Annotated in this window: 9 protein-coding genes; 1 reads left to right on the forward strand and 8 read right to left on the reverse strand. The window is 73.0% G+C overall.

Annotated features, from left to right (window positions below):
- Positions 1-367 (forward strand): helix-turn-helix transcriptional regulator (locus ACFWRV_RS27335; RefSeq protein WP_384338391.1); only part of this gene is annotated, 367 nt, incomplete at its 5' end.
- Here ACFWRV_RS27335 and ACFWRV_RS27340 read toward each other — a convergent pair.
- The 8 genes from ACFWRV_RS27340 to ACFWRV_RS27375 form a co-directional block, all read right to left on the reverse strand.
- On the reverse strand, positions 302-1,732 hold the full coding sequence (locus tag ACFWRV_RS27340) for an amidase (RefSeq protein ID WP_384338392.1): 1,431 nt from the start codon (positions 1,730-1,732) through the stop codon (positions 302-304). The two genes, ACFWRV_RS27335 and ACFWRV_RS27340, sit on opposite strands and share 66 nt — an antisense overlap.
- Before the next feature lie 33 nt (positions 1,733-1,765).
- Positions 1,766-3,112: a hypothetical protein gene (locus ACFWRV_RS27345; RefSeq protein ID WP_384338393.1), complete on the reverse strand. Its 1,347-nt coding sequence runs from the start codon at positions 3,110-3,112 to the stop codon at positions 1,766-1,768.
- Between the two features lie 12 nt (positions 3,113-3,124).
- Positions 3,125-3,520, reverse strand: a complete 396-nt coding sequence (locus tag ACFWRV_RS27350) for a hypothetical protein (RefSeq protein WP_143203720.1) — start codon at positions 3,518-3,520, stop codon at positions 3,125-3,127.
- Positions 3,521-3,564: 44 nt separating this feature from the next.
- Positions 3,565-4,773: an acyl-CoA dehydrogenase family protein gene (locus ACFWRV_RS27355; RefSeq protein WP_384338394.1), complete on the reverse strand. Its 1,209-nt coding sequence runs from the start codon at positions 4,771-4,773 to the stop codon at positions 3,565-3,567.
- Between the two features lie 13 nt (positions 4,774-4,786).
- Positions 4,787-5,311 (reverse strand): flavin reductase family protein, encoded by a 525-nt coding sequence (locus ACFWRV_RS27360; RefSeq protein ID WP_384338395.1) that lies wholly within the window; start codon positions 5,309-5,311, stop codon positions 4,787-4,789.
- A gap of 195 nt (positions 5,312-5,506) precedes the next feature.
- Positions 5,507-6,430, reverse strand: a complete 924-nt coding sequence (locus ACFWRV_RS27365) for an SDR family oxidoreductase (protein WP_384338396.1) — start codon at positions 6,428-6,430, stop codon at positions 5,507-5,509.
- Positions 6,427-7,623, reverse strand: a complete 1,197-nt coding sequence (locus ACFWRV_RS27370; protein ID WP_384338397.1) for an FAD-dependent monooxygenase — start codon at positions 7,621-7,623, stop codon at positions 6,427-6,429. The genes ACFWRV_RS27365 and ACFWRV_RS27370 overlap by 4 nt, the downstream gene beginning before the upstream one ends.
- A gap of 1 nt (position 7,624) precedes the next feature.
- On the reverse strand, positions 7,625-14,872 hold the full coding sequence (locus ACFWRV_RS27375) for an amino acid adenylation domain-containing protein (RefSeq protein WP_384338398.1): 7,248 nt from the start codon (positions 14,870-14,872) through the stop codon (positions 7,625-7,627).
- Between the last annotated feature and the right edge of the window lie 150 nt (positions 14,873-15,022).

The raw sequence follows: 15,022 nt of genomic DNA on the forward strand, positions 1-15,022 counted from the left end.
GGCGGACTGGGGGCCGGCCCCGCTGCGCCGGGCGCGGCCCCGCCTGCAAGCCCCGTGCCGGCAGCACCCGCGCCGGGGGGCCCGGCCGGGGGTGCGGCCCGGGCCACCGGACCTCAACGACCAGGAGAGCCGGATCGTGCAGCTGGTCGCCGAGGGGCTGACCAACAAGCAGATGGCCCGGCGGCTGGGGATCTCGCCCCACACCGTCAACTACCACCTGAAGAAGCTGTTCCAGAAGGCCGGGGTCAACTCCCGTATCGCCCTGCTGCGGGAGACCGGCTGGAACGACCCGTCCGAGGAGTCACCCGAGCCGGGGCCGCGCGTGCGCCCACGGCCGGGCGCCTTCGAACGCGGCGGCCAGCTCTAGCAGCCGGTCCTCGGCCCCGGGCGCGCCGACGAGCTGGACGCCGACCGGCAGGTTCCCCGCGGCCACCCCGGCGGGCACCGAGAGCGCCGGCTGGCCGGTGATGTTGAAGGGGTAGGTGAAGGCCAGCCAGTCGGCGTACTCGCGCCACCGCTCCTCGAACCCCGTGCCCTCGGGAACCGCCCCGAGGACCGGCGGGAGCACGGTGAGCGTGGGGGTGAGCAGGACGTCGTACCGGGTCCAGAAGGCCAGCACCTCGGCGGCCCGCCGCTGGGCGGCCGCCAGGGCGGCGCAGTAGTCGACCGCGCCGAGCCGTTCGCCGCGCAGGGCGATGTCGAGGGTCGTCGGCTCCAGCTCGGCCAGCTCCCCGGGCGGTACGCCGCGGACCATGGTGGCCACGTTGGTGGCGATGACCGTCAGCAGCGGGTCCAGAAGTCCGCCGAGGTCGGGGGCGTCCTCGACCAGCTCGACGTCCAGTTCGCCGAAGGCCGACACCGTCCGCTCGAACACCTCCCGCACCGCCGGGACGACCATGCCGTGCGGCGGTGTGCACGTGTAGGCCACGCGCAGCCGCCGCGGCGAGCGCGGGCCGGGAGTGAGGAAGGGTGCGGAGCGCGCGGGCAGCCCGTACGGTTCCCCGACGGACGGGCCCGCCATCACGTCCAGCATCAGGGCCGTGTCGCCGACCGTACGGGCCATCGGGCCGCTGCTGACGTAACCCGCCCACTGCTCCTGCGAGGCGGGCGCCCACGGGATCCGGCCGCGGGTGGGTTTGAGCCCCACGACGCCGCAGGCGGACGCGGGGGCCCGCACGGAGCCGGCCCCGTCGGCGGCCAGGGCGAGCGGGCCGATGCCGGCGGCTACGGCGGCGGCCGCGCCGCCGCTGGATCCCGCCGGGCCGTGTTCGGTGTTCCACGGATTGCGGGTGGGCGGGAAGGCCCGGTTGTCCGTCGTGATCCGCAACCCGAACTCCGGCATGTTGGTGCTGCCGACGAGGATGCCGCCCGCCCGCCGCAGCCGGGCGACCACCTCGCTGTCGAAGCCGGGCCGGTAGCCGGTGAAGGGCCGCGACCCGTAGGCGGTCGGCAGCTGGGCCGACTCGTGGGCGTCCTTGACGGTGAACGGGACCCCGTGCAGCGGGCCCCGTTCCTCCGGCGGCAGGGCGTCGGCGGCTCGGGCGTCGGCGAGCGCGCCCTCCGCCCGTACGGCGGTCACCGCGTTCAGCCGGGGGTTCACCTCCTCCAGGCGGCCCAGGACCGCTTCGGTGACTTCGAGGGCGGACAGTTCCTTGTCGCGGATCAGGTCGCGCAGCTCGGAGGCGGGCAGGAAGAGAGGGGACTCGGTGGGCGGGTGGGGCGGTGATTCCATCGGAAGGTGCTCCCTTGCGGTTCGTGACGGGCTTCAGTCGCCCGCTCGTACGAGGGCGAGGACGAGCTCCACACAGCTGTCGGCGAGCCGCTCCGCGCGGTCGTCCCGGACGATGCCCTGGGCGTAGGTGAAGTTCCAGGCGAGCTGGTGGTGGGTGGAGTTGACGGTGGCGACGAACGCGCCGACCACCGAGAGCGAGGCGATGAACTGGGCACCGGACGCCCGCAGCGGTCCGATGGTGTCCGGGAACGGGAACCGGCCGATGTTGGAGAGGCAGAAGTTGATCGGCCCCTTCTCGTCCAGGTGCCGCACGAACGGCAGGCTCTCGGCCAGGTTCTGCGGACCGGCCCCGCCGATCCCGTTGATCATGGAGAACTGCTCGCCCCGCGCCTTGCGCGCCTTGAGGTCGGCGCTGATCTCCCGGGCCGTCTCCCACAGCGGGCGGTCCGCCCGGTGCTCGACGAGGGTGGGGATCGTCGCCACGTAACTGCCCACGTCGTCGGGGCCCACCGCCGGTTCGAGGTCGCCCCGGAAGTCGACCGGGGAGCCGATCGAGTACCAGGCGCCCTCGTCGGCCCCGGCGTCCACGGCGAGCGCCCGCACCATCGCGGCGGCGAGGACCCCGTGCATGGTGACCCCGCGGGCCCGGCAGGCGCGGGCGAGCCGGTCCAGCGCCGGGCCTTCCAGCGACCGGTGGAGGAACCGGGTGCGGCGCTCCTCGAAGGGCACCGGCCGGTCCGCGTCCACCCGGCGGGGACGCAGCCGTTCGAGGTCGCCCTCGTCGCGGTCGGCCTTCGCCTTCGCCCGTACCTGCCCCGCGGCACCGCGGTGCTCGGGCGGGAACAGTTCCTCGGCCGAGGGCAGCACCGTACGCGCTCCCACGGTGCCGCCGACGGCCAGCTCCGCCCACTGCCGCAGCAGCGAGATGAGCGTGGTCCCGTCCGCGACGACGTGCAGCAGGCTCAGGATCAGGTCGTGCACCTCGCCGTCCGGCCCGGGGCCGCTGAGGACGACGGCCGTGGCGAGCGGGCCGGCCCGCGGGTCGATGCGGCCGTTGACGAGTTCCTCGTCCACGACGCGCCGCCAGCCGTCCTCCACGGCCTGCGGCGAGCCGAGGGGCCGGTGTTCGAGCGGGACGGGACGGTCGTCCACCGCGACGAAGCGCGGGTGCCGTCCCGTCGGGTCGGCCTCGACCGCCACCCGCAGCAGCGGGTGGCGGGCCTGGAGTCCGTCCAGGGCGGTGCGCAGCGAGGCGCGGGAGACGGGCCCGTGCAGGCGGACCCGTCCGACGACGTTCAGCGGTGAGATCTGGTCGGCTATCCAGTACCAGCGCTCCAGCGGGCTCAGTTCCCGCCGGACCGCCCCGGAGGTCGTGGACACGGGCGTCCCCGGTCAGTCGACCGGCGACGCGGAGAGCGGCCGGAACATGCCCGCGCTCGCCCGGGTCTCCGGGGTGGTCTGCCAGGGCGGGTTGGTGCCGAAGGCGATCAGGACCTTCTCGCCGTCGGCCCGGAACGCGACGGGCTCGCCCTGCTCCACCCACACCATCTCGTGCGGTCCCGCGCTCACCGAGCCGCCTTCGAAGTCCACGGCGAACCGGCCGGTCAGTACGACGATGAACTCGTCGTAGCTGGGCACCCATTCCATGACGTCGCCGGGGTGCAGGCAGGCGAAGCCCGCCCCCATCGACTTCGGGACGCCGTCGTCGGCCAGGTCGCCGATGTAGATGCGGGTGTCCGCGAACTGCTGCCAGTTCGCCTCTTTCGTTCCGTACGTGCGTGCGGCCATGTCCGACTCCTTCACGAGGTGTTCCGCTTGCCGGGCTGTCCGCGTCAGACCAGCGGAGAGATCTGGTCCTCCACGCCCAGCAGGGCCTTGCCGTACATTTCCTTGATCATCGAGGGCTGGAGGATGGCGTGGCGGGCGCTCACGGCCGAGTCCCGCCAGATCCTCTGGAGCGGGTTGGTGTCGGCGAAGCTGGCCGCGCCGTGCGCGGTCAGCAGGATGTCGATCGCCTCGGTGACGTGCCCGATCGCCCCGCTGAGGTCCGCCCGCGCCCGGATGCGCTGGAGCGGGTCCAGGGCCTCGCCGCGCCGCGCCGCGCCGTCGATGTCGGCGGTGGCGCGGTGGACGTGGAGGTGAGCGGTGTCGATCTTCTGCGCCGCCTCGGCGACCCGCAGTTGAAAGGCCGTCGAGTCGCGCTGCTTCTCGAAGTAGGTGAACGTGATGGCCTTCTGGGCGGACTTGCCCCTGACCAGCTCCAGCGCCGCACGGCCCAGGCCGAGCTGGGTGGCCGCCAGGGGGGCGGCGGTGAGGAACTGCACGAAGGCGGAGCGGGGGTGGGGTGAGCCGGACCGCTGCACCGGGTAGTCGCCGGCCATCGCCTTCGGCACCGACACCACCCGGTGGTCCGGTACGAAGATGTCCTGGGCCACCAGGCAGTTGCTGCCGGTGGCGCGCATCCCGGCGACGAACCAGGTGTCCTCCACCGTGTAGTCGGCGGCGGGGATCAGCGCCATGCCCTGGTCGACGATCTGCCCGGTGGAGTCGGGGACCGGGAAGCCGATCACGGACCAGCCGGCGTGCCAGGAGCCGGAGGCGTAGTGCCAGCGGCCGGAGACCCGGTAGCCGCCGTCGACCCGCTCGGCGGTCGCGCTGGGCGTCAGCACGCCGGAGATCCGGGTGTCGGGGTCGGCCCCGAACACCTCGTCCTGGGCCCGCTCCGGGAAGAGGCTGGTGACCCACGCCAGCGAGCTGCCGACCGCGACCACCCACGAAGCGCTGCCGTCCCCCTCGGCGAGGGTCGCGGACACGTCGACCAGGGTGCGCAGGGACACCTCGTGGCCGCCGTACCGCTTCGGCACGGCCAGCCGGAACATGCCGCCGGCGGTGAGGAGTTTGACGGATTCGTCGGTCAGCCGGCGGTCGCGCTCCCCCTGCTCGGCGTTGCGGGCGAGAAGCGGGACGAATTCCCTCGCGGTGCGGAGCAGCTCGGACGATTCCGAGGAATGGAGTTCATTCTCGGTCCGGGTGTCGGCCATGGAAATCTCCGTCTCAGTGGGCGAATGCCGTGATGTGGTCGGTGAGGGAACGGGTATGCGTCGGTGCTGCCGCGGAATGCGTGCCGAACGTCCGGCGGCCGTAGACGAGCGGGGCGGCGCCCCGGGTTCCGGAGACCCGGGTCACCAGGCCGAGCAGCAGCAGGTGGTCCCCGCCGGGGACGTGCCGCTGGAGCTCGCACACGAGCCATCCCGGGGCCTTGCGCAGACGCGGGAGGCCGCCGTCCGGGCACCAGTCGACCCGGTCGAACCGGTCGGCCGCCGAGGAGGCGAACGCCCCGGCCACGTCCGCCTGTCCGGCCCCGAGCAGGTTCACGCCGAACCGCTCGGACCGCAGGATCTTCGGCAGCAGCCGGGAGCGCTGCTCCAGCGCGACGGTCACCATGGCCGGCCGCAGCGACAGCGAGGTGAGCGAGCCGACGGTCGTACCGTGGGGCAGGCCGTCCGCCATCGCCGTGACCACCGCCACCGGGGTGCAGACATCGGCCATGAAATCCTTGAAATCTCGCTCCGTAACCATTCCTTCTCCTCAGAGCGTGAATGGGCCAGGCATTTTCACGGGGCCGTTCCGGCGGGTTCGCCGGCCGTGCGGAAATCCGGCCGGGCTTTTCTTCCCGGACGTGGACGCTGCGTACGCTAGCGAGGGGCGCGGGGCGCGTACAGGCATATCCGCCCGGTACTACGCGAACACGCAGTCGCCCCGGGCCTGCCGCGATTACCGGCCGGCGTCCCTGCCGCCGGTCGTGCCCACGAGGGCGGTGATCGCCCGGAACCGGCGGTCGAGCAGCGGGTCGGGGAGCAGCCGCGCCGTCCGGGCCATCCGGCGGGCGTCCGTCCCCACCCAGTAGCGCGCCCGGGGGCGTACGTCGGTCAGGGCGCGCAGGACCGTGCGGGCGAAGTCCTCCGGGGTGGTCCTGCTCGCCATCGCCTGCTGCGCGTTGCCCTCCAGGAACCCCCGGAGTGCGGACCGGTAGAGGTCGGCGACCGAGGGGACGGCATCCGCCAGCGCCCGTTCGCCCGCCCGCGACACCTTGGTCCAGATCGGCGTGAGAATGGCTCCCGGCGCCACCACCGAGACGCGTACGCCGGTGGGCGCCAGCTCGCGGCGCAGGGCGTCGCTGAGCGCTTCCTTGGCGAACTGGGCGGCGGAGTAGGCCCCGAGGAAGGGGACCGCGGCCTTGCCGAGACCGGACGTGACGTTGACAATCCGGCCGTGCGACCGGCGCAGCAGCGGGAGATGGGCCCGGATCATCGCGAGGTGCCCGACCACGTTGACGTCGAGCTGACGGCGGAACTGGTCGCCGTCGATGCACTCCAGCGGGCCCGGTACGCAGATCCCGGCGTTGTTCACCAGCCCCCGCAGCCCGCCGTAGCGGTGTTCGACGAGTTCGGCCGAGGCCCGTACCGACGCGTCGTCGGTGATGTCGATGACGGCGTAGCGGAGCCTGCCGTGCTGCGACTCGGTGAGCAGCTTCTCGCCGTCCTCCTCCCGGCGGACCCCCGCGAGCACCTGGAAGCCCCGGTGCTCCAACTCCAGGGCGCACTCGCGGCCCAGCCCCGAGGAGGCGCCCGTGACGACGACCGCGCCGTGCGGCGGGGTGCTCCCGCCGCGCGGTCCGCGTACCGTGTTCCGGCTCATCGGCCCGCCTCCCCGCCCGCGCCGGCGGGAAGGCCGGCGCCCGGGAAGGTCAGCGCCGGTTCGAGCTTGCCCACCAGCTTCCGGTGGGGCATCCACCGGAAGTAGCCGTCCCGGACCCGGCGGCGTACCGGGCCCTGCGACTGCTCGAACTCGCTGATGGCACGGGTGGCCTCCACCATGGTCCGGGTGCGTTCGTACCGCGCCGACTCGTAGCCGCGCAGCCCCCGGGGCACGTCCGGGGCGTGCCGCAGGTGCTGGGCCAGGACCGCGGCGTCCTCCATCGCCATGGCGGAGCCCTGGCCGAGGCTGGTGAGCATGGGGTGGGCGGCGTCCCCGAGCAGGGTCACCGGCCCCGTGCCCCAGGGCTGGAGGAACGCCCGGTCCCGGGTGTTCAGCGTGAGCAGGTCCTCCGCCGGGGTCACCCGGATCGCCTCCCGGACCTCGTCCGGCCAGCCGGAGTAGGCGTCGAGGACCCCCGCCTTGCCGCCGTCCCAGGTGCTGGACTCCTCGAAGGGCATGTTCTTGGTGCCCCACCAGTAGAGCCGGCCCCGGCCGATGTCGACCAGGCCGAACCGCATCCCGTCGCCCCACAGGTGGACCACGGAGCCGGGGGCGAACCGGGGGTGGCTGTACTCGGTGATGCCGAGCCACGCGATGTACCCGCTGTCGTGCACGGGCTCGTCCGGCCCGGTCGACTGGCGGCGTACGGCCGAGTTGAACCCGTCGGCGCCCACCAGGAGGTCGGCCTCAGCTTCCCGGCCGTCGGTGAAGTGCACCCGCGCCCGGTCGCCCTCCACCTCGAACCGGTCGGCGGCGGCGTTCAGCCGGATCGGGATGTCCGCCGTCTGGTCGAGGAGCGCGGCGAGCAGGTCGGACCGGCTGATGCAGACGCACGGGACGCCGATGCGCCGGGTGATCTCGGGGAACGGGAACTCCCGTATCAGCCTGCCCTTCCAGTCCTTGACGTGGTACGTCTCCATGACCCGGCCGCGCTTCTCCAGGCCGAGGTCGATGTCCAGGGTGGCGAGCGCGGCCGTGGCGTTGCTCATCACGGAGAGTCCGAAGCCGGCCGCCCGCATCTCCGGCGCCCGCTCGAACACCTCCACGTCGAAGCCGACGCGCCGTAGCGCAATGGCCGTGGTCAGGCCGCCGATCCCGGCGCCGACGACGATGGCTGTTCGTGTGCTGCTCATGTCAGTGCTGCCCGCTTTCGCCTGTGAGGAGTCCCATGGCCCTGAGTACCGGGCCGACGACGTCGGCCACGCGTGGTTCCTCCATGATCGTGAGGTGGTCGCCCTCGGTGTCGATCACCGTGAGGCGGCCGGAGGTGCGCTCCCGCCACCCGTTGGTCTCGTCCGCGTGCATGCTGTCGATGGCGGTGTGCATCTCCAGCAGCACGCCCGGCAGCGGATCGCGGGCCCGGAGAAGGACCACGTCGTAGTCCACGACCCCGGGCCGGTAGTCGAAGGCGGAGCGCCAGTTCGCCTCGTACACCTTGAACAGCCTCCGCACCACGGCATCGCCGCTGCCCGCGGGCAGAACGCCCTCGTCGACGGCCAGCCGCGCCATGAACGCGAACTTCTCGTCCAGCGTGGCCAGCCCGGGCGGCAGGAGGTCGCCGGCGGTGGCGCTGCCGTGCTGGAGCCAGAGCAGTTCCCAGAAGAACCAGCCGAGCAGGGCCTCGTCGTCGGTCCAGGGCCGCCGCCCCGGGTTGAGCGCCGTCGTGTCCAGGAGGACCACGGAGGCGACGCTCTCCCCGGCGGCGTGCAACTGGCGGGCCATCTCGAAGGCCACGAACCCGCCGAAGGACCAGCCGCCGAGGTGGTAAGGGCCGGACGGCTGGACCCGGCGCATCGCCGCGATGTAGTGGGACGCGAGCTGCTCCAGGCCGCGCACCGGCTCCGTGCCGACGTCCGCCCCGGCGGCCTGGAAGGCGTAGAAGGGCTGGTCCGGGGGGAGTTGCCCCGCGAACGGTACGTAGCAGAGCACGTTGCCGCCCATCGGGTGCGCGAAGAACAGCGGCGGCCGGGTGCCCTCCGGCCGGATCGCCACCAGCGGGTCGAAGCCGGCGGTCGTGCTGCCCGCCGAACGGAGCCGTTCGGCCAGTTCGGCCACGGTCGGCGCCACGATGAAGTCCGACAGGGGGATCGCGGTGCCGAACCGCTCCTCCAGGAGGACGACCAGACGCATCGCCGTGATCGACGTGGCGCCGAGGTCGAACAGGTTGTCGTGCACCCCCACGTCCGGCAGGCGCAGCAGGTCGGCCAGCATCCCGGCCAGCACCCGCTCGTGGTCGTCCCGGGGGGCGACCGGGCCGGCCGGCCCGGTGCGGACCGGCCGCACCTGCTGGAGCGCGGCCTCGTCCCGCTTGCCGTTCGGGGTGAGCGGGATGGCGGGCAGCCAGACGAAGTGCGCGGGCACCATGTAGTCCGGCAGCTTCGCGCGCAGGTGGCGCCGCAGCTTGTCCAGGTCCGCGCGCTCGGCGTCACCGACCAGGAAGGCGATCAGCGAGGTGTCGCCCGCCTCGTCGCGCCGGGCGATCACGGCGACGTCGGTGATCGCGTCGGGACCGCCCGCCGCCGCCCCGGCGGTGACCAGTTCGATCTCCCCGGGCTCGACCCGGTAGCCGCGGATCTTGACCTGCCGGTCGGCGCGGCCCAGGCAGACCACGTCCCCGCCGGGCAGGACCATGCCGACGTCCCCGGTGCGGTAGACCAACCCGTCGCCGTCAGGGGCGGACAGGAACCGCTCCTCGGTCAGATCGGGCCGGCCCGCGTACCCGTCGGCCAGGCCGGCGCCGCCGATGTAGATCTCGCCCCGGCTCCCGACCGGCACCCGGCGCATCCCCTCGTCCAGGACCAGCACCCTGGCCCCGTGGATGGGCTGTCCGACCGGGGGCAGCGCGGGGAACACGGCGGGATCGCCGGTCATCCCGTGGAAGGCGGCGGCGTGGGTCTCGGTGGGACCGTAGTGATTGTCGACCACCACGTCGCCGAGCGACGCGCAGAACCGGCGGATCTCGTCCGTCGTACGGAACTGCTCGCCCGACGAGCACAGCACCCGCAGGCTCCGCGGCACCAGGCCGAGCGTCACCGACGCCTCCGCCAACTGCTGGAGGGCCACGTACGGCAGGTGCATGCGCTCGACGCGCTCCCGGTCGATCAGCCGCAGCAGACCGGGCATGTCGCGCCGCAGCGCCTCCGTGACGACGACCAGGGTCCCGCCGCCGGCCAGCGTGGCGTACAGCTCCTGGAAGGAGACGTCGAAGCTGAGGGGCGCGTACTGCACCGTGCGGGCGCCCTCGGCGGTGCTGGCGATCCCGTTCTGCCAGGCCACGAGGTTGGACAGGGACCGGTGCGGCGCCGACACCCCCTTCGGACGTCCCGTCGAGCCCGAGGTGAACAGCAGGTACACCTCGTCGTCCTCGGAGATCTCCGGCAGCTCGGCGGCGTGCCCGGTGGCGGCCAGCGCCTCGTACGGGAGGACGGGTACGGGGGTCTCCAGGGCCTCCACGAGGCCCCGGTGCTCCGCGTCCACGACCACGCGGGCAGGGCGGCCCTGCTCGATCATGGCGCGCAGCCGGTCCACCGGATAGGCGGTGTCCAGCGGCATCGCCGAGCACCCCGCCTTCGCGGTGCCCAGGAACGCGGCGACGGTCCCGGCCGCCCGGCCCATGGCGAGGCCGACGCGGTCGCCCGGGCGCACTCCCGACTCCAGCAGACCCGTGGCGAACCGGGTGGCGACCCGGTCCAGCTCCTCGTACGTCCACGTCAGGTCCTCGGAGACCACGGCCTGCACCCCGGGGGCACGGCGTGCCCGCTCCTCGAAGGCGCGGACCACGTTGACCGGCGGCCGCCCGGTCCGCGGCGGCTCCGGCGCCGGAGCGAGGAAGCCGAACTCCACGGCGCCGTCCGGCTCCTCGGCGAGCCTGCGCAGGATGCGCACGTACGTGTCGGTGTACAGCCGCGCCTGCGCGGGGGTGAACGACTGCCCCGAGAAGTCGAGGCGGAGCCGGATGCCCTCGTCCACCGGGTCGACCATGGCGTTGACGACCAGGGAGAAGTTCGTCTCCTCCCGGACCGCGAAGCCGCGGCTGGTGATCCCGGGGGTCCGGAAGACCTCTCCGAGCTGGCGGAAGTGGATGAAGTTGAACAGGGTGTCGACCAGCGACGTCCGGCCGAGGTCCTCCTGGATGACCGCCAGCGGCACCCGCCGGTGCGGATAGCTCTCCCGCTCCCGGTCCAGGGCGCGTCCCACGACGTCGAACCAGGTGGCCTGCTCCGCGTCCACCCGCACGGGCAGGGTGTTGAGGAAGAGGCCGCACGTGCGCTCCGCGCCCTCGACGTCCGGCCGGCTGTGGGTCACCAGACCTGTCAGGACGTCGCGTTCGCCGGAGAAGGCCCGCAGCATCAGGACGTGCGCGGCGAACAGGACCGACTTCACCGGAACCCGACGGTCACCGGCGGTGGCGCGCAGGGTGTCGACGAGATCGGCGGGCAGCCGCAGGTCGCACTCCACCCGCTCGTCCGTCCCCGGCGCCTCGTGCGGACGGAAGCTCTCCAGATGGGGCTGCGTCGCGTCGGTCAGCAGGTTCCGCCAGTAGGCGCGGCCCGCCTTGGTGTCGATGGCCGCGCGCTCCTGGGCGACGTGCAGCGCGGCCGAGGGCGGCGCGGTGTCCGGCACCGGCTCCAGGTCCAGTCCCAGCAGGTGGCCGTAGTCCTGGAGGAGTTCGGAGACGAGGTTGGCCACGCTGCCACCGTCGAGGATGGCGTGGTGGAAGCTGAGGACCAGCTCCACCGTGTCGGGCAGGGCGAAAGCCCGGAAGTGGTACAGCGGCGCGCGGTCGAACCGGTAGTCGTGCCGGCGCCGGGCGGCGATGTGCTCGTCGATCACCGCCTCGGCCTCCGCGGCCGGAGCCTGACTCAGATCGCGGACGCTCAGCCCGCCCTCGGCGGAGGAGTGGACGATCTGGAGCGGCTCGGCATGGCCGGCCAGGGCGAACGACGACCGCAGCACCGGATGGCGTGCGACGAGCCGGTCGAAGGCCGTCCGCAACTCCCGCTCCCGCCACGGCATGGCCAGGCTGTAGCGGAAGACGTCCTTGTACGTCGCGGAGTCCTCCTTCTCCCGGCTGTGGAACAGCAGGCCGAACTGGAGGCGGGTGATCGGGTAGGCGTCCTCGTACGTCTCCAGGCGGGCCCGGTCCACCGGGGAGACCAAGGCGAACGGGGCCAGGGCCGCGGAGCCGGCCGGGACCGCGGAGCCGGCGTCCTCGGCGCACGCGGCCACCCCCGCCACGGTGGGGTTGCGCACGAAGTCGTCGGTGGTGAACCGGATGCCCGCCTTCTCGGCGAGCGCCCGCACCCGGAGCATGCTGATCGAGTCGCCGCCGATCACGAAGTAGTCCGTGTGGACGCCGACCCGGTCGACGCCGAGCACCTGGGCCCAGATGTCGGCGAGCACCGACTCACGGGGGGTGCTCGGGGCGCTGTCCGTGGCCTCGGCCGCGTCGGTGGACGGGGCGGGCAGGGCCCTGCGGTCCACCTTGCCGTTGGGCGTGAGGGGGAGGCTGTCGAGCCGTTCGAAGGCCGAGGGGATCATGTAGGAGGGCAGCACGCTCCCGAGCGCCGCCCTCAGGCGGCCCGGGTCGAGCTCCCGGTCGGCCGTGCAGTAGGCGACGAGGACCGGGCCCCGGCCGCCGCCGGGCCGGTGGTCGACGACCACGGCGTCGCGGATCGCGTCCAGCGCGACCAGCGCGTTCTGCACCTCGCCCAGCTCGACCCGGTTGCCGCGGATCTTCACCTGGTCGTCGTTCCGGCCGAGGTACTCCAGGTTGCCGTCGTTCAGCAGCCGGGCCAGGTCCCCCGTCCGGTAGAGGCGGCCGCCGGGGACGAAGGGGTCCTCGACGAAGCGCTCGGCGGTGAGTTCGGGCCGGCCGAGGTAGCCGCGGGCGACCTGGACGCCCCCGATGTGCAGCTCGCCGGGAACGCCGACCGGCTGCGGGCGGCCGTGCCGGTCGAGCACGTGGAGCGTGGTGTTCTCCACGGGGCGTCCGATGGGCACCCGCGTGACGGGGCCCTCGGACGCGGGCGGGCAGTCGAAGTAGCTCACGTCGACCGCGGCCTCGGTGGGGCCGTAGAGGTTGACCAGGCGGGGCCGGTCACCGCCGTCGAAGATCCGGTTGAACTGGGTGACCCGCTCGGGGGGCAGGGCCTCCCCGCTGCAGAAGACGGAACGCAGGGAGCCGACCCCGGCGGCCCGCTCCGGGTAGTCCTCCAGCAGGTCCAGAAACGGGCCGAGCATCGAGGGCACGAAGTGGATCACGCTCACCCGGTGGTCGCGTATCGTGCGCGCGATCCGCTCCGGGTCCTTCTCCGCTCCCGGCGGCAGCAGCACCACCCGAGCGCCCTGGACGGCCCACCACAGCAGCTCCCACACCGAGACGTCGAACGAGATGGGCGTCTTCTGCAGGAGCGTGTCGCCCGGACCGATGGGGTAGCGGCGCTGCATCCACGTCAGCCGGTTCCCCACCGCGTGGTGCTCGACCATCACGCCCTTGGGACGCCCGGTGGAGCCGGAGGTGTAGATGGTGTACGCGACGTCCTCCGGGCCCGCGGTGCGCCCGAGGGACCGGCTGGAGCCCCGGTACAGCTCGGAGATCCGGAGCACCGGGGCGCCGGTGGGCAGCTCGTCGACCTCGTGCGCACCGCGCAGGACCAGCTTCGCCCCGCAGTCCTCCAGGAGCAGCCGGACGCGGGAGGGCGGATAGCCGGGATCGACGGGGACGTAGGCGGCGCCCGCCTTGAGGATGCCGAGCAGGCCGGGCAGCAGCTCCGGGCCGCGCTCCGCGAGGATCGCCACCCGGTCGCCGGAGCCGGCGCCCCGCTCGCGCAGCACCCGCGCCACCTGGTTGGACCGCCGGTCCAGCTCGGCGAAGGTCAGCGTGGCACCGGAGGCGCCGTCGACCACCGCCGTCAGATCGGGGGTGCGCGCCGCCTGTTCGGCGAACAGCTGGTGCAGCGTCTTCTCGCGCGGGTAGGGGGCGGAAGCGCCTTGGCGGCGGCGGACGACGTCCTCGTACTCGTCGTCGGTCAGCATGGGCAGCTCCGCGAGCGGCAGCTCGCGGGAGTCCAGTCCGCGGCGGAGGAGTTCCCCGACGTGCCCGGCGAGGGCCGCGGCCGTGAGGTGCCCGTCGAACACGTCGTCGGCGTAGTCCAGGTCGACGCGCAGGCCCGGCTCGTCGTCGAACGCCTGCACCATGACGGAGAGGGCGTCGGCGGCGTGGACCGGGGCCATGATCGTGGTGGTCCGGTCCACTCCCGGGATCCCCGACGGCCGGGGGAAGCGCAGGTAGGAAGCGGTGACGTCGAACAGCCGGCGGCCGTCGGCGCCCTGCACGGGGGCCTCCCGGAGGATGTCGCCGTAGGGCAGCCGCTCGTGCTGTCTGAGCCGGTCGATCTGTCGGCGGACCCGCTCGGCGAGTTCCACCAGCGGCAGGTCCTCCGCCACCGCGATGCGCACCGGCAGATTGTTGGCGAACTGGCCCACGATCGAGCGTTCGCCCTCGGTCCGGCGGTTGAGGAAAGGCACCCCGAACACGACCTCGTCGGCCTGGTGGATGCGCCCGAGGCACACCGCGAACGCCGCGAGCAGGTAGGGGAAGGGGGACGCGCCCGCGTCGAGGATGCGCCGCACCAGCTCCTCGCCGACCGGGAAGGAGTGCCGGCCGCGGCCGGGCCGGGCGGCGCCGGAACGTGTGAAAAGAGCGGGCTCCACGCCCGTCAGATATTCCCGGTAGAACGCGCGGTCATTCTCTCGGTCCGCGTCGCCGAGGGCGGAGTCGCTTTCCTGGATGAAATCCCAGTACGAGGCGGATTCGGTCCGTCCTGCCGACTCGGCTGCTTTTTCACCGGCGGCCGGAACGTCCTTTCCGGACACGCGCGAGCGGTAGTCGGAAAGAATCCGCAAGGTCAGCGCGTTCAGGGCCCAGGCGTCGGTCACGATGTGGTGCGAGGTCAGCACCAGGTGGACGGCCTCCGGCCCCTCGGTGACCACGGCGGCCCGGAACAGCGGGCCGCCCCCGAGGTCCAGCGGCCGGCCCAGCTCCTGCTCGCACCAGATCCGCACGGCCCCGGCGGGGTCCGGCCCGTCGGAGAGGTCGATGTGCTCGAAGGGCGGCGCCCCGGCGTCCGGCTCCTCCGTGATCCGCCGGACCCGGGGGACCCCTTCGTCGTCCTCGCCGAACCGCAGCCGGAAGGCGTCGTGCTCCCCCACCGCACGGGCCAGGCAGGCACCGAGCAGCTCCCGGTCCACGGCCCCAGCCAGCCGCTCGTGGACCAGGACGTTGAATTGGCAGTTCCCCGGTGTCCTTGCTTCGGCCGCCCAGATGTCGCGCTGGGAGCCGGTTAATCCGAGGGCCCCTAATTCAGCTGCTATCCCCACGGAAAGACACTCCTTCGCCTGCCATTCGTACGCGAATAAATAACGGCTCGGATCAGGCTAGGGTGAAGGGTTCGGTGCGGCTACTGCGTAATCGAGTAGGGCGTATTCGAGTAGGGCGCACGAAAGAATACGCCCGCTCCGGCGCACGCC

Source organism: Streptomyces sp. NPDC058576, assembly GCF_042718715.1.
GTDB lineage: Bacteria > Actinomycetota > Actinomycetes > Streptomycetales > Streptomycetaceae > Streptomyces.

What these genes read in the sequence shown, in the direction of transcription:
- ACFWRV_RS27360 (WP_384338395.1), bottom strand. Translation starts at nt 5,311, where the DNA reads ATGGTTACGGAGCGAGATTTCAAGGATTTCATGGCCGATGTCTGCACC.
- ACFWRV_RS27365 (WP_384338396.1), bottom strand. Translation starts at nt 6,430, where the DNA reads ATGAGCCGGAACACGGTACGCGGACCGCGCGGCGGGAGCACCCCGCCG.
- ACFWRV_RS27350 (WP_143203720.1), bottom strand. Translation starts at nt 3,520, where the DNA reads ATGGCCGCACGCACGTACGGAACGAAAGAGGCGAACTGGCAGCAGTTC.
- ACFWRV_RS27355 (WP_384338394.1), bottom strand. Translation starts at nt 4,773, where the DNA reads ATGGCCGACACCCGGACCGAGAATGAACTCCATTCCTCGGAATCGTCC.
- ACFWRV_RS27340 (WP_384338392.1), bottom strand. Translation starts at nt 1,732, where the DNA reads ATGGAATCACCGCCCCACCCGCCCACCGAGTCCCCTCTCTTCCTGCCC.
- ACFWRV_RS27370 (WP_384338397.1), bottom strand. Translation starts at nt 7,623, where the DNA reads ATGAGCAGCACACGAACAGCCATCGTCGTCGGCGCCGGGATCGGCGGC.